Genomic DNA, 20,103 nt, shown 5'->3' on the forward strand with positions numbered 1-20,103 from the left:
CTAGCCGAATCAAAGCTGAAAAGAAAATTTTCTGTAAAAGATTCCGGGAATTTAATTCCAGGACACGGTGGATTGTTGGATCGATTAGATAGTTTTATCTTATGTGTTCCTGCAATATTTACCTATTATTTATTAAGTGCTATCATATGAGATTACACAAGGAAGGAAAGCCCTTTATAGGAATTAGTTTTATAACAAGTATTCTGGTAAGTATACTTGCACTTTATTTTCTTAAATATTGGGGGCTTATAATTGCAATACCATTCATTATCCTTTTATTTTTTACTGTTTGGTTTTTCAGAAATCCAATTAGAAATTATGATGCTAAAGAGAATGAGATAATTGCTCCGGTAGATGGTAAAGTAGTTATAGTAAAGGAAGTTTACGAAAAAGAATTTCTTAAAACCAATTGTATACAAGTATCTATATTTATGTCTCCCTTAAATGTACATGTATGTAGGTATCCTGTCAGTGGAAAAGTTATATTCAAAAAATACCATCCCGGAAAGTTCTTAGTGGCCTGGCATGAAAAATCTTCAGAATTAAATGAAAGAACTACCGTAGCAGTTGAAACACCTTTTAATCAAAAGGTTTTATTTAGGCAAATTGCAGGTGCTATGGCTAGAAGAATTGTTATATATTCAGAAATAGGGGATATGGCTGTTGCAGGTAAGGAATTCGGATTTATTAAATTTGGTTCAAGGATGGATGTATTTCTTCCTTTAAAAACTGAAATTTTAGTTAAAGTTGGGGATGTTATATTAAATGGTGGTGAAAAAGTAATTGCCAGATTGAGGAATTAAAATTTAAATAATATAACTTAGATAATTGATTTAAATATATACTTTTATTATATATTTCTACATTTACCTTTAATTTTTTATAAAAATTTATTTAGTTTAATTTTAACAAAATTGAAAATCTTAACTATTTAAATATAAACATATAAGAGTTAATTTTTTACATTTGCCAAACTAAATAATAATTGAATTATGGCGAATATTTTAGATGGTATTAAATTATCTAAACAAATAAAACAAGAAATTAAAGAAGAAGTTTCCCAATATATAAACCAAGGACATCGTCAACCTCATTTATTAGCAGTTCTTGTAGGTGATAATCCTGCAAGCCAAACTTACGTAAATAATAAAATTAAAGATTGTCAGGCTGTAGGTTTTACATCATCAATAATAAAACTTAAGAGTACGATAACTGAAGAAGAATTATTACAAGAAATAAAAAAGATTAATGAGGCCGATGATCTAGATGGATTCATAGTTCAGTTACCTCTTCCTAAGCATATAAATCAAGAAAAAATTATAATGGCTATTAATCCGGAAAAAGATGTAGACGGTTTTCATCCTACTAATTTTGGAAAAATGGCTTTGGAAATAGAAAGTTTTTTACCGGCAACTCCTTATGGTATTATGGAAATGCTATCTAGATATGAAATACCTACCGAAGGTAAAGAGGTAGTTGTTATAGGAAGAAGCAGGATTGTAGGACGCCCCATGAGTATTCTATTAAGCAAAAAAGGATATCCAGGAGATGCAACAGTTACATTAGTTCACTCTAAAACCGTCAATATAGCTAAACATACTCAAAATGCCGATATTATTATTACCGCTTTAGGTGTACCTCATTTTTTAAAAGCCAATATGATTAAAAAAGGATCAGTGATAGTGGACGTGGGAATTACTAAATTAGAAGATCCAACCAAAGAAAAAGGCTATTATCTAGCAGGTGATGTTGATTTTCCGGAAGTGGCAGAAAAAGCATCTTGGATTACACCTGTTCCAGGTGGAGTAGGCCCCATGACCAGAGCTATGCTCTTAAAGAATACCTTATTTGCCTACACCCAAAATATAAGTAAATAAAAAAATAAACAGACTGTTGATTTTTTTACAACAACCTGTTTTCAAATTATAAATAAATAAATTAATTAATGAGCAAGCTATATTCGAATTTAGGATATCCTCTTCGTCCATCTTTATCAGTCATATTCAAAAATTTCAATTTAAACAAATTCCCTTTTGAATCCTTAAGCACATAGAATCTATCAGTATATACCTTAGCTCCCCCATAAGTTGTCCTCCAACTAGAGCCGATAACCCGATGGTCATTATAAACAAATTTGGTAGGATCCACCTTTTCTTTAGTAAAATCTTCGTAACTACCTACTTCAGATATGTTTGCTTGATACGCGCCTGTATTATTCATCGTATTAATTATAACGAAATCCGAGAACGTATACGTACCATGTCCTTTATTTTCGTTAATAAATACAGTAAAACACATATCCCACAGATCTTTAGGAGGTTGAACATTTACAATTCCGTGAGCTAAACTAATATAAGAAAAATGATAATCTTTATCTTTTTTAACAATCATCTCCTTATGGGTAGTGTCAGAAATATCAGCATATTGAATTTTATAGCTGTTAGAATCATTTCTAAGTATCCTAATTTTTTTCCAACCCCTATGTTCTCCGACAACCTTTAGATCATCCGTATTATTTTGGTAAACCGAGTGTCCCATATTAATAAGATAAACATGATTTTCATCTTCTTTTAAACTGATTTCGTCTATAGCGGTACGATCTAGATAATTTCCCATTATATCATCTACATACTTTACATTATCTGGTTGGAAATCACCAACAGTTACCAGCGATTTTAGAGAAGCAACATCGGATTCATTAACTTCATCAATAGAAATACTATTCAACTTTGCAGCAGCCATTAAGATAGAATTATTTAAAATTACACGAAATTGATCTCCACCATAAAACCCGAAATCCCAAATGTCTCGTTGATTTACGTTGACTCTGCTTTGATCCAAATCTACCCAAACCTGATTCGGTTCCGTAGGACCTCCGACAGGAATGTCTAGTATGGCTCCGGGCTGTGGAACATATATAGGACTGTCATCTTCTTTACAGCTGAGAATGATAAAGAAAGAGGTAAGTATGCAAAAACAATATTTTTTCATGAGTTATATATTAAAATTAAATCCAAGTTTAGCGAAGTACGATCTACCGTAAAATAAATTAATACTTTTTATAGGTCCATCATGAGCGCCACTTTGCGCAGCAGTCGTATTTACCTTTTTAACATCAAAAATATTTCGTACACCCGCTGTCAATTCAATAAATTTGTTAAAAAATGATTTTCTTACAGAAAAATCAAGTAAATTAAAGTCATCTTGTTTTCCTAAATAATAGGAATCAGTTTTAGAATCCAAGACATAAGAAGACTCTTTCCCATTGTATTTATAAAAGAGAGAAAAGGTTGTTCCCCATTTTTTTAAAGTGTAATTAAGATTTGAGTTTAGCTGAAATGTGTATAGATAATCGTTATCAGGAGTGGTAATATGAATTCCGTTAATGTTATCTTCTAACGTTCTGGAAACTCCGAAATAAGAAGCATTCAAATTAAAATGAATATTATTTATTCTCATATTAGAATTTAATTGAACTCCCCATCTCTTAAATTTATCTACATTCAAATACTTATATTCTAAAGGCTGCATATTTACAGTTGCGAGTTCAATTCTATCTTTGAGATTGATATAAAGCGTGCTTAATGTAATATCGCCTTTGAAGTTATCCTTAGATTTGAATTTTTGATTCCAATAAATAGAACTGGAATATCCTTTTTCAGGAATTAAATCTTCATTTCCTTGTACATTATGATTGGTATCAACAAAATAAGTATATAACTCATCAAAATTTGGTGTACGATTTGTTGTGGTTATTTCTGTTCGGAAATTTGAATTGGGGGATAATTGATATTTCATAGCAAGCGAATAAGAATATTGATTTTCAAATTTCGTGTTAAAGCTAGCTCTGAACCCGGGCTTTAAAGAAATCTCGGGGCTTGCCTTAATCTCAGTGGAACCAAATACATCATAATTGTCTAAATGTTTTCGTAAATCTTTCTGAAAACCTGAAGTATTCATTCCTCCAATAGAACTGGAATTAGCAGATCTTAGTCCTTCTATAAAATTAAATTCATAACCGATTTGATAAGATAAAAATTTACTCATTGAGGGTGATGTAAATGTTCCACGAGTATACCAAGCTTCCGTGCCTGCATATTTTTTATAAGCATCTTTCTTTCCGAAAGTTTCTCTCATTCCTATGTCATAAACATAATCTCTGCTTTTACGACTTTGTTTTTGATAGGAAAAATCTCCGTTATAATTTAAATAATTAAATAGTTTAGCATTTAAAAATAAATGATGGAGCCAACGATCTGTTTTGTAATTTCTGTCTTTAGAAGCATAAGTGAAAAGCCCTCCATCAGAAAGAGATCTGTAATCAACTATAGGATTATAATAGTTGGTTAATTCATTTAAGTATTGTAAATTGTAAAAAGCATTAAAATTTGTTGATTTATAATTGATCAGAGCATTTGAATTCCATTGTTCTTTAGGTAACCATTCATACCCTCTTTTCCCATCATTTTCAAAATATCTCTTTCCTTCTTTATTACCAAAATAGCCTTTAAAATCATTACGATTAGCTCCTATGGAAATATACCATTTTTCGGATAAGGAATGAGAAATATCAAATGATTGAATATGCCTTCCTTGTTCCTTCCAATCGTACTCTTTACCTACAGTTTCTTCTTGTAAATATCCGTTAATTTTCCATTTTGAATTAATCTTCTTTCTGGTGATAATGTTAATAACACCGGTAAGAGAATTAGAACCGTAATCAGTTCCCATACTACCTCGTACAATTTCAATTCTTTCAACATTATCTAAATTAATTTTAGTTAAATCGACATTCGAACCCATTCCATAGTCGCTAACCATAGGTATATTATCAATTAATACTTTAAAATATTGACCATCCAAGCCGAAAAGTGAAGCCTCGGAATCTCCGTTTTTGCTGTTGGGTATGGTTATAAAATTCAGATAATAACTTAAAATGTCCGATATCGTCGTAGCAGCTCTAGTTTTCATATCTTCTTGAGAAATTTCTTCAACTTGGTAAATGGACTTATTAACACTTTGTTGCTGATATTGTCCGGTTACAACAACCTCATCAATATCTTTTTCTTTATTTTCCTTATCCCTAGTTTCCTGTGAATAAGTAAAAGAACATATTATTATCGTTAATGAAAATAAAAAGAACTTTTTGTAGCTATTCTTTTTCATAGTTTTTTTTTGACAAAAGTAAAAATAATTTAGAATAGTTCTAAATATTATTTAGAATAATTATAAATATAATTGAGAACAATTCTAAATAATATTTATATTTGCGCAAAATAAAATGAACAAAAAACTTAACAGTATGAAAAGGATTATGTCTTTACATGTTTGGTTAAAGCAAGTAAATGTACAGCGCCAAAAAGATAAAATTCTCAATATTTCATTGAACTTATCAAATATTATCAATAAATGGTCTCATGTCATTTTTATTATTCAAAAAACAATTGATATACAAAGAAATTCATTAGGGAAAAATCAAAAAAAAATTGAGCAGTTTTTTAAGAATTTCAAATTGATAAAAATAAATTATTACTATCATAAATTAAAAAATATAAAAGAGGGGTATTTTATTATCATTCAGACTGTCTGATATTTATAAATTTAGGTCTAGCGACAAGCATTAATTTATTCAAATAAAAGTAAAATTTAATATCTGAAAGGAGTAAATACTCTCTTGGACAGCTAGCCAATAAGCAGAAGTAGAAATAATTATTTGACTAAGATAAAAAATAATAAAAATAAATAACAATCATATTTTACATAAATATTATAAAAATGAAAAAAAAGAAGCTCTTATTCAGCGTTTTATTATGCATGCTTTTACTAGTAACAGGCTGGATAGTTTGGGAAAAAACAGCCTCTCCAACTAAAATAGCTTTGGTTAATTTCCAAAAATTTCAAACCACAAGTCTTATACAATCCAATAAAGATAAATTCATACAATTCGAAGAAGTATCCTTAGATAATTTGTCGAAACTAAAAAATTATGACTTTATTTTAGGTTTTGGTATGGGAATGAAGGCTAGTGCTGAGGATAGGGAACAGTTAAAAAAAATAATGGAGGATGGAATTCCCTTCTATATATACCGTGCTACCAATCCAGAAAATAATCTCTGTAATTTAGACAGTATTAAAAGAAAAGCTATCGAGTCTTATATGGATAGTGGAAATAAAAAAAACTATCAAAGTCTTGCTCGATATGTCCGTAAAAATATTGATAAGAAAAGATTCTTTGTATACTCTCCGGATCCAGCTGTGGAAACAGCCGAAGATGTATATTATCATATAGATGAAAATGTTTCCTTTAAAAATATAAATGAATACGAAGCGTACCTTAAGAACAAAAAATTTTATAAAGAGGGAGCTTCCAAGATAGCAATTCTAGGAGGGTTAAATGATCCGTATAGCGGAAATAGAGACAATCTAGATAGTCTAATCGTTTCCTTACAAAAAAGAGGATTTAATGTATACCCTGTTTCATCCACTTTTGAAAGACTTGAATTTTTGAAAGAAATACAACCCGATGCCGTTATCCATTTTGCACACGGAAGATTAGCATTAGGAAATGCAGAGGAAGCAATTAACTGGTTAAAAGAAAGGAATATTCCTGTTTTTACTCCGCTTACGATTTTAAAAACAAAAGAAGAATGGATAAATGATCCTATGGGAATGATGGGAGGTTTTCTTTCTCAAAGTGTAGTTATGCCGGAATTAGACGGATCTGTTTATCCCTATGTTTTAAATACACAAGAATTAACAGGGAAAAACCTATACCTGTTTAAAGCAGTACCTGAAAGGCTGACCAATTTTATACAAATTATTAACAATTTTATAGAACTGAAGAAGAAAAAGAATGAAGACAAAAAAATCGCAATCTATTATTATAAAGGTCCAGGGAAAGAATCTTTAACTGCTCAGGGATTAGAGACTGTACCTTCACTGTATAATTTTTTAAAAAGATTAAAGCAAGAAGGTTATAAAGTAGATAATTTACCCGATAACGTCCAGGAATTCGAACGCATGCTCATGGTTCAAGGTTCTGTAATGAGTACATATGCACATGGTGCCTTTGACGAATTTTTGAAAAATGGAAATCCAGAATTGATCGATAAAAATACATATGAATCCTGGGCGAAAAAGACGCTTACTCAGGAGAAATATGAAGAAGTAACTTCTATTTACGGAGATGCACCAGGTAATTATATGAGTAAAAATATAAACGGGAATTCATATTTAGCAATTTCTAGAATTCAATTTGGCAATATTGTTTTGTTACCGCAGCCTATGGCAGGGTTGGGAGAGGACAGCTTTGCAATTATACATGGAGCAAAAAGTGCACCCCCTCATACCTACATAGGATCATACTTGTGGGTTCAGAATGGTTTCCGTGCTGATGCACTTATTCATTTTGGTACCCATGGAAGTCTTGAGTTTACTCCACAAAAACAAGTTGCATTAAGCAATAATGACTGGCCGGATCGATTAGTTGGGACTTTACCTCATTTTTATTATTATACCATAGGAAATATCGGAGAAAGTATGATGGCTAAGAGACGTTCCTATGCTACTCTTATATCTTATTTAACCCCTGCATTTATGGAAAGTGAGACCCGTACTCAATTTAAGCAATTGCAGGATAAGATTCAATATTACTATAAATCTGAAGAAAAAAATCAACCCGTAGCATCGTTAGAAGTGAAAAAAATAGCGGTAAAAATGGGACTTCATAGAGATTTGCGTTTAGACAGCATTCTTACAAGACCTTATAAATTTGAGGAAATTGAAAGAATTGAAAATTTCGCGGAAGAAATTTCCAATGAAAAAATGACAGGTCATCTCTATACATCTGGAATACCTTATTCTAAAGATAAAATAAAATCTTCAGTACTGGCTATGAGTACAGATCCAATAGCTTATAGTTTAGCTAGTTTAGATAAGCAAAGAGGAAAGGTTACGGAAAAACAATTAAAAAATAAAGTTTTCTTTAGACAAAAATATCTCGATATTGCTAAAAATCTGGTTAATCAAGTATTAGCCGGAAAAGAAGTAAATACTACATTAATCTGCAATTTTGCTGGTATTGAAGAAAAAGATTTAGAACAATCTAAAGTAATTATATCTCCTCCGAAAAGGAAATTTAAAAAAAGTACTAAAAGTACAGCTGGTAAGCCTTCAATGAATGCCAAACAACCAGATGATACTAAGAATACTGCTTCGACTTTGTCCGCACAACACGATCATAAAGATTTAGAAAAAAATGCTAAAGCTCCACATCATCCAAATTCTGAAAAGAAAACGATGCATGGAATGTCTGAAAAGGAAGTGGTGTATACAAAAGAACAAAAAGCAAGAGCGAGGGCTATAATAGAAATAGAACGAACGATTACTAACATAAAAAAATATGAAAAGAACCTGGAATTAAGTCCAGAATTAGAATTTAAATCATTAATTAATGCCTTATCGGGAGGTTATATAGAGCCTTCTTCAGGAGGAGATGCCGTAGCCAATCCAAATGGAGTGCCAACGGGTAAAAATTTATATTCCATTAATGCGGAATCTACCCCTACTGAAATAGCATGGGACAGAGGTAAAGACCTTGTAAATGCAACCTTAGCTCAGTATAAAGCCAAACATGGAACTTATCCCAAAAAAGTAAATTACACATTCTGGAGTAGTGAATTTATTGAAAGTGAGGGAACAACCATAGCTCAAGTTTTATATATGTTAGGAGTAGAACCTATAAGAGATGCATTTGGAAGAGTATCTGATTTACAACTGATCGATTCTGATGTTTTAGGTAGGCCACGAATCGATGTTGTAGTACAAACATCCGGACAGTTTCGTGATCTAGCTGCCTCTCGATTAGCTCTTATTTCCAGAGCGGTTGAAATGGCAGCCTCAGCTAAAGATTCAAAATATGAAAATTTAGTAGCTCAAAGTACCTTAGATATAGAAAAAAGTCTGGTAGATGAAGGAGTATCTCCTCAAGAGGCAAGACAAATATCTACACAGCGTATATTTGGTGGAGTAAACGGAATGTATGGGACCGGAATTCAAGAAATGGTTACCAGCGGAGACAAATGGGAAAATGAAAAAGAAATAGCGGAAACCTATATAAATAATATGGGAGCAATTTATGGAAGTGATAAAAACTGGGGGAATTTTCACAAAGGTTTACTGAAAGCTGTATTAAAAAATACAGATATGGTTGTACATCCTAGACAGAGTAATACCTGGGGGGCTTTAAGCTTAGATCATGTATATGAATTCATGGGAGGAATGAATTTAGCTATACGCAATGTAACAGGTAAAGACCCTGATGCTTATTTTGCAGATTATAGAAATCACAATAATTTCAAAATGCAGGAATTAAAAGAGGCCATTGGAGTAGAAGCACGTACGACCATCTTCAATCCGGCATATATAAAAGAAAAAATGAAAGGAGGAGCTTCCAGTGCTGCCGATATAACAGAAGTAGTGACCAATACCTATGGTTGGAATGTCATGAAGCCTGAAGTAATTGATAACGAAATGTGGAATCAAATTTATGATATATATGTAAAAGATAAAACTAATCTGGGTACGAAAGAATTTTTCAAAAAAGTTAGTCCTGCTGCATTAGAAGAAATAACGGCGATTATGTTAGAAACATCCAGAAAAGGCATGTGGAAGGCAACTGATGAACAACTAAAGCAAACGGCTTTGTTACATACACAGATCGTGAAAGAGTTTGGACATTCCGGTGCAGGATTTTCAGGGAATAACAAAAAATTACAGAATTATATTGCTAATAAGGTAGAATATCAACAAGCTGCAGAATATAAGCAACAACTTACTAAAATAGAAGTAGGAGAATCCACATCTGCCAACAAGGATGGTATGGTTCTGAAAAAAGAAGAAGTATCCAAAGGTATTTCTAAATCAGAAAAAACTAATATAAACAGTATTATTATTGTCGCAGGCATATGCATCGTTATTATTTTACTTATAATTTATATCAAGAAAAGAAGAAAAAACGGTTAAGATAAAATAAATTGAGCTTATGGAATTAATCCTACAACTATTAATGGTGCTTATAGTGATAAATAGCATGGTTAAGCTAAGTTTTTGGAAAATAGGACAGATTGGGATAATGATAGTAATGTATGCAGCTTTTATATTATTGATTTATCCTTTGGCTATTAAACAATCTAAAACACAGATTGAGGATTTTTTAGCTAATATGGTTATGATGCAAAATATGTCAGTACTTATAACCGTAGAATCCACCATATGTTTTGCCTTTTGTTTTGCCGCATTGAAGGAATTGTTTGGAAAGAAAAAAAGTAAATTAGTCATGATTGTATTAAAATATTATCCGGGATTGTTGCTCTTTTTAGTAATATTCTATGGTTTGACCCAATCTATCTTTACGTTTACTGGCAGAAGCTTTTTCACTATAGCATTCCTTTATGCATTTTTTTTCCTCCTGCTTATAATTATGGGAATTTTGTTTATCAAAAAAGTTATTCCTGAAATTGATATAAGGCTCGAAGTACATTTTATTGTTAGCCTACTGATATGTATTTTAGGTCTCATTACAACGGTTGATGGAAAAATAGTATATAAAACGTCTGAAGAATCGATAAACTTAAAATATATATTCTTATCTATAGGACTTTTTCTTATCTTTTTTATTGTAGGCTTTTTAGGAAATAGAATTAAATGGAAGTTGAAAAAGATTAAATAATCGTTAAAACTAAAAAAATAATAAAAATAAAGTAACTAAAAATGGAAATTATATCAAAAGTATTATTTTGGGTAGCAAATAGTTTATTAATTCCGGATATCATTATCTTACTTATTTTATTTGCACGTTCGTTGCTTCTCTTAGGAGGTTTTTACAATCAGTTTATAACAAAAAGAAAAAATGATAAAATAGTAAATCCTCTAATTGAAACTCTGACTCAAGAATCCATAAAAGAATTACAAATAGCATTGCCAAAAAAAGATAATTCTTTGTATATAAAATATTTAAAATCACTATTGGATAATACAATTAATGAAGCATATGCGGATTTCACTATTTCTAATTTCGAAAATGATCTGGAAAAAGATTTGTCGTTATCAAAAATGCTCGCAAAATTAGGTCCTGTATTAGGATTAATAGGTACATTAATAGCAATGAGCCCTGCTTTAGTTGGATTATCTACCGGCGATATTTCAGGCATGGCCTATAATATGCAAGTAGTATTTGCTACCACTGTAGTTGGATTGGTAGTAAGTGCCATTGGATTAGTAACCTTACAAGTTAAACAAAGATGGTATGCTAAAGAGGTTAATAATTTAGATTATGTAGCAAGAATAGCAACAGGAAACATAAATTAAAATGAGAAGGAGAAAAAGAATCAACAGATTTTTAAAAGAAGAAGATACCGATCCACTTAGTGTGATAGTAAATTTGTTCGATGTAGCTATGGTATTTGCGGTAGCTTTAATGGTGGCAATGGTGATGAATTTAAATATGAGTGAAGTCTTTTCAAAAGAAGATTTTACAATTGTCAAAAATCCGGGAAAAGATGACATGGAAATCATTACCAAAGAAGGAAATAAAATAAATAAATATACACCTTCTCAAGAAAAATCATCGGGTAAAAAAGGGAAAAAGGTTGGTATTGCCTATGAGCTTGAAAGTGGAGAAATAATATACGTTCCTGAAAAATAGCATGGGCCTTATATGATTTTTTAAAATAATATGTTATATTTATCATAAAAAAAGATTATATATCCCTTAAATATATGACAAAATAACCGATAATTAAACTGGCATGATAAATGCAAGATTCAAATCATAAAATAGTTAAATATAGAACAGTAAGTCATACATGAACGAAAATTTTTCACAACAAGTAAAAGATGTAATAAGCTTCAGTAATGAAGAAGTATTACGTTTAGGTAATGACCATTTAGGTACAGAACATCTTATACTGGGTATCTTACGTGAAGGTAATAGTAAAGCTATAACCATACTTCAAAGTTTAAATGTTGATTTAGGAGAATTAAAACAAAAAATTGAAAATCTTAATAAACCAGACATTAATATAAAAGTAGATAGGAGTAGTATTCCATTTACTAAAGCTGCCGAAAGAGCTTTAAAAACCAGCTTTTTAGAAGCAAAACTTTTTAGAAGCCCGGAAATAGAAACTATACATTTGTTATTATGTATATTGAGAATAGAAAGTGACCCTGTAACCCAAATTTTTAAAAAGTATAATATAGATGCAAATACAGTGAGGGAAGAGTACAGATTTCAATTTCAAGAGGATTTTACCGATCAACCAGTCAATGAGTTTTCTGAAGAAGAGAGCATTAGTGAGGGCAATCAATACGAAGCACCCAAAGGAGGAAGATCCAATCAATCAAAAAGTAGAACTCCTGTGTTGGATAATTTTGGTAGAGATTTGACCGCAGCTGCGATGGAAGGAAGGTTAGATCCTGTAGTAGGAAGAGAAAAGGAAATAGAAAGAGTATCACAGATTTTAAGTAGGAGAAAAAAGAATAATCCCTTATTAATAGGAGAGCCAGGTGTTGGAAAATCTGCTATTGCAGAAGGATTGGCATTACGAATTGTACAAAAAAAAGTTTCCCGAGTATTATATAACAAAAGAGTAGTTACCTTAGATGTAGCAAGTCTAGTTGCAGGAACCAAATATAGGGGGCAGTTTGAGGAAAGAATGAAAGCAATAATGAATGAACTTGAAAAAAATTCAGATATCATTCTTTTCATTGATGAAATTCATACTATTGTAGGAGCTGGAGGAGCCACAGGTTCGCTAGATGCTTCTAATATGTTTAAGCCTGCCTTAGCTAGAGGAGAAATCCAATGCATAGGAGCTACAACATTAGATGAATATAGACAATACATTGAAAAAGACGGAGCTTTAGAAAGACGTTTTCAAAAAGTAATGGTTGAACAAACTTCACCGGAAGAAACTATTATTATTTTGAATCAAATTAAAGATAAATACGAAGAGCATCACAATGTGACTTATACCGATGAGGCGATAAAAGCCTGTGTAAATCTAACAACAAGGTATATCACAGATAGATACTTGCCGGATAAAGCTATTGATGCTTTAGATGAAGCTGGATCCAGAGTTCATATCAAAAATATTAAAGTTCCTAAGGAAATTGTTAATTATGAAAAAGAACTTGAGAAAATTAGAGCGGAAAAAACAAAGGTCATAAAGAGTCAAAAATATGAGGAAGCCGCTAAATTAAGAGATACCGAGAAAGAAATAGAAAATAAATTAGCAAATGCACAGAGAGAATGGGAAAAATCCTCAAGAGAGCACAGAGAGATAGTAACCGAAGACAATGTTGCAGAAGTAGTTTCTATGATGAGTGGAGTTCCCGTGCAAAGAGTAGCAGAAGGAGAGCTTAAAAAATTAGCTCAAATGAAGGATTTAATGAAAGGTAAAATTATAGGTCAGGACGAAGCTGTTAATAAAGTGGTTAAAGCCATACAAAGAAATCGAGCAGGGTTAAAAGATCCTAATCGACCTATAGGAACATTTATATTTTTAGGAGCTACAGGAGTTGGAAAAACTCAATTGGCAAAGGTTATTGCAAGAGAATTATTCGATTCGGACGATGCACTTATCAGAATCGACATGAGTGAATACATGGAAAAATTTGCTATTTCCAGATTAGTAGGAGCTCCTCCAGGATATGTAGGATATGAAGAAGGGGGGCAGCTTACCGAATCTGTAAGAAGAAAACCATATGCAGTAATTCTTTTAGATGAAATTGAAAAAGCACATCCGGACGTATTTAATATTTTATTACAAATTTTAGATGACGGACATGTAACCGATAGTCTAGGTAGAAAAGTAGATTTTAGAAATACTATAATTATCTTAACTTCAAATATCGGTACGCGTGAATTAAAAGAATTTGGTGATGGAGTAGGGTTTGGAACTTCTGCCAAAAAATCCTCTTCAGATATCAGAGCTAAATCGACACTGGAAAATGCGCTAAAAAGAACTTTTGCTCCTGAATTTTTGAACAGAATTGATGATGTAATCATTTTTAATAACCTTGAAAAAAATGATATTTCTAAAATCATAGATTTAGAGTTAGCAAACGTTTATGATAGGATAGCTAAAATCGGTTATAAAGTTGAATTATCGCCGGAAGCAAAAGAATTTATCATAGAAAAAGGTTGGGACAAAAATTTTGGTGCTCGTCAACTTAAAAGAGCTATACAAAAATATGTAGAAGACGTAATTGCTGAAGAGATAATTAATTCATCTATTCATGATGGAGATCACTTATATATAGGTTTAAATAAAGAAAAGGATAGCACTGAAATAAAAGTGATGGAGGTTGAAAATGAATCTCCTAATAGCAAATAAAATTTTAATTATTAAATTAAGTGAAAGCCTGCTTGATTGAATCAAGCAGGCTTTTTTTAGATAAAAATTTGATATTTTAATAAGTCATGATTAATAAAAAGCATTTGCCCAGAATAGCCGTAACCTTTTTATTCTTTTTCTTTGGAGGAAGTTCAGCAACTTGGGCATCGCGCATTCCTACCATAAAATCATCCTTACAAGTATCTGATGCTGATTGGGGATTGGTACTGTTATTTTTATCAATAGGTACGTTGATAACCTTGCCCTTTGCTGGGCATTTAATTAAAATGATCGGAAGTAAAAAATCTACCCTTATAGGTATAATTCTATATTTTATATGCTTAATAGGGATAGGATTTTGCGGAAAATTATGGCAATTGAAATTAAATTTAATATGTTACGGTGCTTTAGGGAATCTAACTAATATAGCCATTAATACCCAAGCGGTTAATGTATCGAAATCTTATAAAGGACAGATTATTGGTTCAATGCATGGTACTTGGAGTATCGGTGGATTTTTTGCCTCTTGGTTAGGAGCTATAATGATTGCCAAAAGTATTCCGCCTTCTGAACATTTTATATTCTATTCTTCCACAGGAATAGTAGTATCCTTGTTATTCTTCAGATTTTTATTAGCAGATGAAGATAAAGACAAGCCAAAAGAAAGCAACTCAACATTAAAATTCAGAATAGCCGATAATTATCTTATAGTATTAGGTTTTTTAGCTTTTTTTGCTATGGTCGCTGAAGGCACCATGACCGACTGGTCAAATGAATATATGAAAATTATAGTAAAATCAGATAAAAGATATATAGGTTATGGATTGACTGCCTATATGGCAGCTATGGCGTCAGGAAGATTTATTTCTGATTTTGTTGTTCGTAAGTTTGGCAGTACAATTACTTTAACTTATAGTGGAATATTAATATTTATTGGAATGATGAGCGCTGTTTTATTTCCTTCTCTTATCGTCACTCTTATTTCTTTTATAATTGTTGGATTGGGAATATCTGCCATTGTTCCTTTAGTATATACCTTAGCCGGAAATTCTAAAACAACTTCCCCTGAACAAGCATTAACAATAATAACCAGCATAGGATTTATCGGTTTTTTTCTAGGCCCTCCTTGTATAGGATTTTTATCAGAAAAATTTTCATTACAAGTTTCTTTTGCATTTATTTCCTTATTCGGATTAGGAATAGTTCTTTTAGTCAGATTTTTTAAGATAAAATAACTACCTTAGCATTCGGGATAAAAATATATAATATAAAATTATTTTTTTATAAAAATAATGGTATATTTACATTGCTTATCAAGAAAGGAGGAGGGACTGGCCCTATGATACCTTGGCAACCGGCCTGACTGGGCTTGGTGCTAATTCCAACCCTAAATGGGGGAAGATGAGTAATTCACTAGTTGGTGTGTTGTTTGGTTAGTTAGTGAATAATTTCTTTTTTCCTTTTTTGGTTTTTCTTGATACAGTTTCAATAAAATATAATTTAGTAACTGTAAGAAAAATAATGAAAAAAGTTTCTTTGTTAATTGTAAGTATACTTTTAGAATTTACTAATTTTTTTAATGCTCAAGTAAAGCAGGTAGTTGATTCATTAGACCTTGAGGAGATTGTGGTAGTAGGAGGTCGTAATTCCGACCGTACTAAGGTAAATTCTCCCGTCGCAGTTGATGTAATAGATGTCAGGAAAATTGAAAAATCATCTCCACAACTAACAGTGAATGATTTATTGAATTATTTAGTTCCCTCTTTTAATTCTGTTAGACAATCTTCTTCTGACGGTACCGAACATATCGACCCTGCTACTTTACGAGGAATGGGCCCCGATCAGGTATTAGTTTTAGTTAATGGCAAAAGAAGACATACAACTTCTTTAGTAAATTATCAAAATACAGTTGGGAATGGGTCAGTAGGCACGGATATGAGCGCAATACCGGTGTCTTCAATTGAAAAAATAGAGGTATTACGTGATGGATCAGCTGCGCAATATGGTTCAGATGCTATAGCAGGTGTTATTAATATTATTTTAAAGAAAAATAAAGGAGGATCAGCGTCAGTAACCTATGGGTTAACTAATAGAAATGATGGAGAAAATTATAATTTCAGCGGAAACTACGGTACAAAATTGGGAGATCAAGGAGGTAGTATAAATCTGTCATTTGTAGTGAGCCAAAGAAATAAAACGAATCGTTCCTATGATAATAATCTGGATAAGTTTGGAGATAACTTTGCCTATGATTTTGCGTCCGATCCCAACCAAGCAAGATTAGATGATGAAAAGATTATGGCTGAAAAGAAGCTTTCCCAAAAGGATTTTCGATTTCGGGTCGGAGATGCCCAAATCAAAAATCAGCAGTTTTTTGTAAATGCCATTTACCCATTATCTGAAAAAATTGAATTTTATTCTTTCGGCGGTGCCAGTTTAAGGCAGGGAGAAGGAGCGGAATTCAGAAGACTTCCTAGTGAAAAAGAAAATGTCGTAGCGGAATTATACCCAGTAGGCTTTCAACCGTTATTAAAATCAAACATATATGATATTTCTAATTCTACAGGTGCACGATATAACCACAATAATTGGTTTATAGACCTTAGTAATACTTTTGGAGAAAACATATTTGATTATAAAACCTCCCAAACTAATAATGCTTCTTTAGGTGTTCATTCGCCTACCGAATTCAAAGCAGGAGGACATGAATTTTTACAGAATACATTAAATTTAGATATTTCTAAAAAAATAAATGAAATATTTACGATTGCCTTTGGAGGAGAATTTAAATATGAACAATATGAAATTAAGGCAGGAGAGGATGGCTCTTGGATGCGTTATGATAAATTTGGAAATCCGATAACGGTTTCAACAAATCCCTCAGATATATTAGGCGAAGGGGGATCACAAGGCTTTATAGGATTTTCACCCCAGAATGCATTAAAAAAAGATAGGAATAATGCTTCCGGTTATACCGATATTGCTTTTAAGAAAGGAAAATTTACCAGTGATTTAGCAGGAAGATATGAGCATTATTCCGATTTTGGTAATTCCTTTATAGGAAAATTGGCTCTGAGATATGAATATCTTAATGGTTTTGCTGTAAGAGGGGCTTTTAGCAATGGATTTAGAGCTCCATCTTTGCAACAACAATATTTTAATAATTCTTTTGCAAGTATAGCAAACTCAGGTTCTGGCATAGTTTCTAAAGGAATTTTTACTAATGACAGTCAACTTGCCAAAGCTTTAGGAATTGAAAAGCTTAAAGAAGAAAAATCAATAAATGCGAGCGCAGGTTTGACATTTAAACCTACAAATAAAATATACGTTACGGCAGATGCCTACTATATAAAAGTTAAAGATCGAATTGTACTGACTAGTGAGTTTGTTAATGCTAAAGTTGAATCTTATGGAGTGGAAGGTGCACGATTTTTTACAAATGCAGTCGATACAGAAACCAAAGGAATTGATGTTGTCGCTATTTATAAAGTAAGCTTAGGAAAAGGAAATTTAGACATTAGCTTGTCAGGAAATTATACTGAAACGGAGATAGTAGATTTTCATTTCCCGGATGTTTTTGAAGGAAATAGAGATGAATATTTTGGACCGGATCAAACCAATATTATAGAATCATTGAGTCCTAAAGCAAAAGCATCTTTAGGCTTAACATACAGCTTACCCAAATGGAATGTTTTAATAAGAAATACTTATTTTGGGAAAGTTACTAGGGATGGATACCCTTTTGGAGGCGTGCAACATCATGATCCAAAGTTGGTAACCGATTTTAGTATTGCTTATACGATTAATAAAGATTGGGTATTTACACTTGGCGGAAATAATGTTTTTGATGTTTTTCCTGATAAACAAATTTATGAAAATTCATATTATAATGTTTTTAAATATGCTCCGGTTCAAATGGGTACAACCGGTGCTAATTGGTTTGCAAGACTTACTATGAATTTTTAAGAGAATTTTATTAAATAACTAAAATGAAAAAAATTGGCTGGAAAACAGCAACAGCTATTGTTATTTCCAATATGGTTGGAACCGGTGTCTTTACCAGCTTGGGATATCAGATTACAGACCTTCATAATACCATTACTTTACTTCTTTTATGGATTGCAGGAGGTATTTTAGCTTTAATAGGAGCCTTTATATATGCAGAGTTAGGTGCTCATTTTAAACAATCGGGAGGAGATTATATATATCTTTCAAGAACTTATCATCCGGTTATGGGATATGTTTCAAGCTGGGTTTCCTTAATTGTAGGATTTTCAGGACCGGTTTCTTTGTCAGCTTTGGCTATGACTAAATATCTAGGAATAGAAAATGAAAAGACTTTTGCCATACTTATTATTCTTGTAATTGCTTCTTTTCAAAGTTTTAGCCTCAAAGTAAGCAGTCGTTTTCAGAATACTTTTGCCCTATTGAAAGTTGTTTTCATTATTTCGCTTGTTATCATTGGAATCAGTTTTGCGCCGTCTTCATCCAATGCACTATTATTTGATTCTTCGTGGACTCAAGAAATTATGTTGCCTACTTTTGCAAGTTCACTAGTATTTGTTACTTACGCTTATACAGGATGGAATTCTGCATCTTATATTGTGGAGGAGATTGACAATCCTAAAATAAATCTTCCCAAAGCAATCATTACCGGAACTATTTTTGTTACCATAAGTTATGTCTTGGTAAATTTTGTGTTTTTAAGAAATGCTTCTATTGAACAATTGGAAGGAAAGGAAGATATCGCAAATATAGCTTTTTATAATTTATTAGGTGTTAAAGGAGTAAAGTGGATAAGTTATTTTATTGCTTTACAATTGATTGCAACTATAAGTGCTAATTTATGGGTAGGGTCTAGAGTAACTCAAGCAACAGCTAAAGAAAATCATTTATGGCGATCCTTAGGTAAAGAAAATAAAAATAAAATACCCATATGGGCGATAGCAGCACATACGTTGATTAGTATTATTATTATTTTGAGTGGTAAATTTGAAGAAATTTTCATATATACCGCTTTTGTACTCCAGTTGCTTTCAACGACAGCGGTAAGTACTTCCTTATTTTTAAAGAAAAAAGATCGTGTCTTTTTTAAAAGCAACGTTTTTTTACTATTACCAATCACCTTTTTACTGTTTAGCTTTTATATATTATATTTTACCTTTAAGAATCATCCAATAGAAAGTATTATTGGATTAGGTATAATAGGAGTAGGTATAATGCTCTATTTTTTCGATAAAAATAAAAGACATGATTAGATTGCAAAATAAAAAAACCGAAAGATATTTCTTTCGGTTTTTTTAGTATTATAAAAATTATTATTTTTTAATAAACCTGTAAATTTTACTTTGAATCTGTAAGAAATAATGATTTGGAGGTAAATCTGATACATTTATAGAGATGGTTTCTTCTATATTTATTTGAAGAGTTTTTACTACATTTCCATTTCTATCATGTATAGTTACTGTGGTAGATTTTTGTAAATCAGAAGCTATTCCTTTAATATTTATAATATCTGTTACAGGATTTGGATATATAACTATAGAGTTTTTATTTTTCTCATTACTTAAATCAGAATGCAAATCGACGTTATTAATATTTTTGTCAGGAGTCTTATTATATACAGTTAAATCATAACATTTTTTGTCTTTATAAGCATTCTTATATCCATAAACATATACATAATAAGTTCCTGATTCTAAATTAT

General features: G+C 31.6%; 15 protein-coding genes and 1 riboswitch. Of the genes, 12 read left to right on the forward strand and 3 right to left on the reverse strand.

Annotated elements, in window-relative coordinates:
• From M3Z80_RS04770 to M3Z80_RS04780, 3 genes are all read left to right on the forward strand, one after another.
• Nucleotides 1-150, forward strand: a 150-nt coding sequence (locus tag M3Z80_RS04770; protein WP_293918089.1) for a phosphatidate cytidylyltransferase, incomplete at its 5' end; no start/stop codon positions are given.
• The gene (locus M3Z80_RS04775; protein ID WP_293918061.1) at nt 147-803 is read left to right on the forward strand and encodes a phosphatidylserine decarboxylase family protein; all 657 of its coding nucleotides are present in this window, start codon (nt 147-149) and stop codon (nt 801-803) included. The genes M3Z80_RS04770 and M3Z80_RS04775, both read left to right, overlap by 4 nt.
• A gap of 189 nt (nt 804-992) precedes the next feature.
• Nucleotides 993-1,877 (forward strand): bifunctional 5,10-methylenetetrahydrofolate dehydrogenase/5,10-methenyltetrahydrofolate cyclohydrolase, encoded by an 885-nt coding sequence (locus M3Z80_RS04780; RefSeq protein ID WP_293918063.1) that lies wholly within the window; start codon nt 993-995, stop codon nt 1,875-1,877.
• 61 nt (nt 1,878-1,938) lie between these two features.
• On the opposite strand, the gene M3Z80_RS04785 is transcribed toward M3Z80_RS04780, so the two are convergent.
• Entirely contained in the window at nt 1,939-2,991 is a 1,053-nt protein-coding gene (locus M3Z80_RS04785; protein ID WP_293918065.1) for an HmuY family protein, read from the reverse strand.
• A gap of 3 nt (nt 2,992-2,994) precedes the next feature.
• Nucleotides 2,995-5,166 (reverse strand): TonB-dependent receptor plug domain-containing protein, encoded by a 2,172-nt coding sequence (locus M3Z80_RS04790; protein WP_293918067.1) that lies wholly within the window; start codon nt 5,164-5,166, stop codon nt 2,995-2,997.
• 136 nt (nt 5,167-5,302) lie between these two features.
• Between M3Z80_RS04790 and M3Z80_RS04795 the strand changes: the two genes are divergently transcribed.
• The 9 genes from M3Z80_RS04795 (at nt 5,303) to M3Z80_RS04835 (ending at nt 19,654) form a co-directional block, all read left to right on the forward strand.
• Nucleotides 5,303-5,590, forward strand: coding sequence for a hypothetical protein (locus tag M3Z80_RS04795; protein ID WP_293918068.1), 288 nt, complete (start codon nt 5,303-5,305; stop codon nt 5,588-5,590).
• A 185-nt stretch (nt 5,591-5,775) separates the two neighbouring features.
• On the forward strand, nt 5,776-10,023 hold the full coding sequence (locus M3Z80_RS04800; RefSeq protein ID WP_293918070.1) for a cobaltochelatase subunit CobN: 4,248 nt from the start codon (nt 5,776-5,778) through the stop codon (nt 10,021-10,023).
• 19 nt (nt 10,024-10,042) lie between these two features.
• Nucleotides 10,043-10,729: a hypothetical protein gene (locus tag M3Z80_RS04805; protein ID WP_293918072.1), complete on the forward strand. Its 687-nt coding sequence runs from the start codon at nt 10,043-10,045 to the stop codon at nt 10,727-10,729.
• Nucleotides 10,730-10,770: 41 nt separating this feature from the next.
• The gene (locus M3Z80_RS04810; protein WP_293918074.1) at nt 10,771-11,367 is read left to right on the forward strand and encodes a MotA/TolQ/ExbB proton channel family protein; all 597 of its coding nucleotides are present in this window, start codon (nt 10,771-10,773) and stop codon (nt 11,365-11,367) included.
• 1 nt (nt 11,368) lies between these two features.
• Nucleotides 11,369-11,704, forward strand: a complete 336-nt coding sequence (locus M3Z80_RS04815; RefSeq protein ID WP_293918076.1) for a DUF2149 domain-containing protein — start codon at nt 11,369-11,371, stop codon at nt 11,702-11,704.
• Nucleotides 11,705-11,864: 160 nt separating this feature from the next.
• Entirely contained in the window at nt 11,865-14,396 is a 2,532-nt protein-coding gene (locus M3Z80_RS04820; protein ID WP_293918078.1) for an ATP-dependent Clp protease ATP-binding subunit, read from the forward strand.
• Nucleotides 14,397-14,482: 86 nt separating this feature from the next.
• The gene (locus tag M3Z80_RS04825) at nt 14,483-15,631 is read left to right on the forward strand and encodes an MFS transporter (protein ID WP_293918080.1); all 1,149 of its coding nucleotides are present in this window, start codon (nt 14,483-14,485) and stop codon (nt 15,629-15,631) included.
• 72 nt (nt 15,632-15,703) lie between these two features.
• Nucleotides 15,704-15,804: riboswitch (SAM riboswitch) on the forward strand.
• A gap of 113 nt (nt 15,805-15,917) precedes the next feature.
• Complete coding sequence (locus M3Z80_RS04830) at nt 15,918-18,362, forward strand: TonB-dependent receptor plug domain-containing protein (RefSeq protein ID WP_293918083.1); 2,445 nt, start codon at nt 15,918-15,920, stop codon at nt 18,360-18,362.
• A 23-nt stretch (nt 18,363-18,385) separates the two neighbouring features.
• Nucleotides 18,386-19,654, forward strand: a complete 1,269-nt coding sequence (locus M3Z80_RS04835; protein WP_293918085.1) for an APC family permease — start codon at nt 18,386-18,388, stop codon at nt 19,652-19,654.
• Between the two features lie 60 nt (nt 19,655-19,714).
• On the opposite strand, the gene M3Z80_RS04840 is transcribed toward M3Z80_RS04835, so the two are convergent.
• The coding region (locus M3Z80_RS04840; RefSeq protein WP_293918087.1) for a T9SS type A sorting domain-containing protein at nt 19,715-20,103 on the reverse strand (389 nt) is incomplete at its 5' end.

This window comes from Apibacter sp., assembly GCF_025291155.1.
In the GTDB taxonomy this organism is placed as follows: Bacteria; Bacteroidota; Bacteroidia; order Flavobacteriales; family Weeksellaceae; genus Apibacter.

Excerpts from the sequence above, each read along its gene's own strand:
- M3Z80_RS04795 (WP_293918068.1), top strand. The coding sequence starts at position 5,303 with ATGAAAAGGATTATGTCTTTACATGTTTGGTTAAAGCAAGTAAATGTA.
- M3Z80_RS04780 (WP_293918063.1), top strand. The coding sequence starts at position 993 with ATGGCGAATATTTTAGATGGTATTAAATTATCTAAACAAATAAAACAA.
- M3Z80_RS04800 (WP_293918070.1), top strand. The coding sequence starts at position 5,776 with ATGAAAAAAAAGAAGCTCTTATTCAGCGTTTTATTATGCATGCTTTTA.
- M3Z80_RS04820 (WP_293918078.1), top strand. The coding sequence starts at position 11,865 with ATGAACGAAAATTTTTCACAACAAGTAAAAGATGTAATAAGCTTCAGT.
- M3Z80_RS04805 (WP_293918072.1), top strand. The coding sequence starts at position 10,043 with ATGGAATTAATCCTACAACTATTAATGGTGCTTATAGTGATAAATAGC.
- M3Z80_RS04785 (WP_293918065.1), bottom strand. The coding sequence starts at position 2,991 with ATGAAAAAATATTGTTTTTGCATACTTACCTCTTTCTTTATCATTCTC.
- M3Z80_RS04825 (WP_293918080.1), top strand. The coding sequence starts at position 14,483 with ATGATTAATAAAAAGCATTTGCCCAGAATAGCCGTAACCTTTTTATTC.
- M3Z80_RS04775 (WP_293918061.1), top strand. The coding sequence starts at position 147 with ATGAGATTACACAAGGAAGGAAAGCCCTTTATAGGAATTAGTTTTATA.
- M3Z80_RS04790 (WP_293918067.1), bottom strand. The coding sequence starts at position 5,166 with ATGAAAAAGAATAGCTACAAAAAGTTCTTTTTATTTTCATTAACGATA.
- M3Z80_RS04830 (WP_293918083.1), top strand. The coding sequence starts at position 15,918 with ATGAAAAAAGTTTCTTTGTTAATTGTAAGTATACTTTTAGAATTTACT.
- M3Z80_RS04815 (WP_293918076.1), top strand. The coding sequence starts at position 11,369 with ATGAGAAGGAGAAAAAGAATCAACAGATTTTTAAAAGAAGAAGATACC.
- M3Z80_RS04810 (WP_293918074.1), top strand. The coding sequence starts at position 10,771 with ATGGAAATTATATCAAAAGTATTATTTTGGGTAGCAAATAGTTTATTA.
- M3Z80_RS04835 (WP_293918085.1), top strand. The coding sequence starts at position 18,386 with ATGAAAAAAATTGGCTGGAAAACAGCAACAGCTATTGTTATTTCCAAT.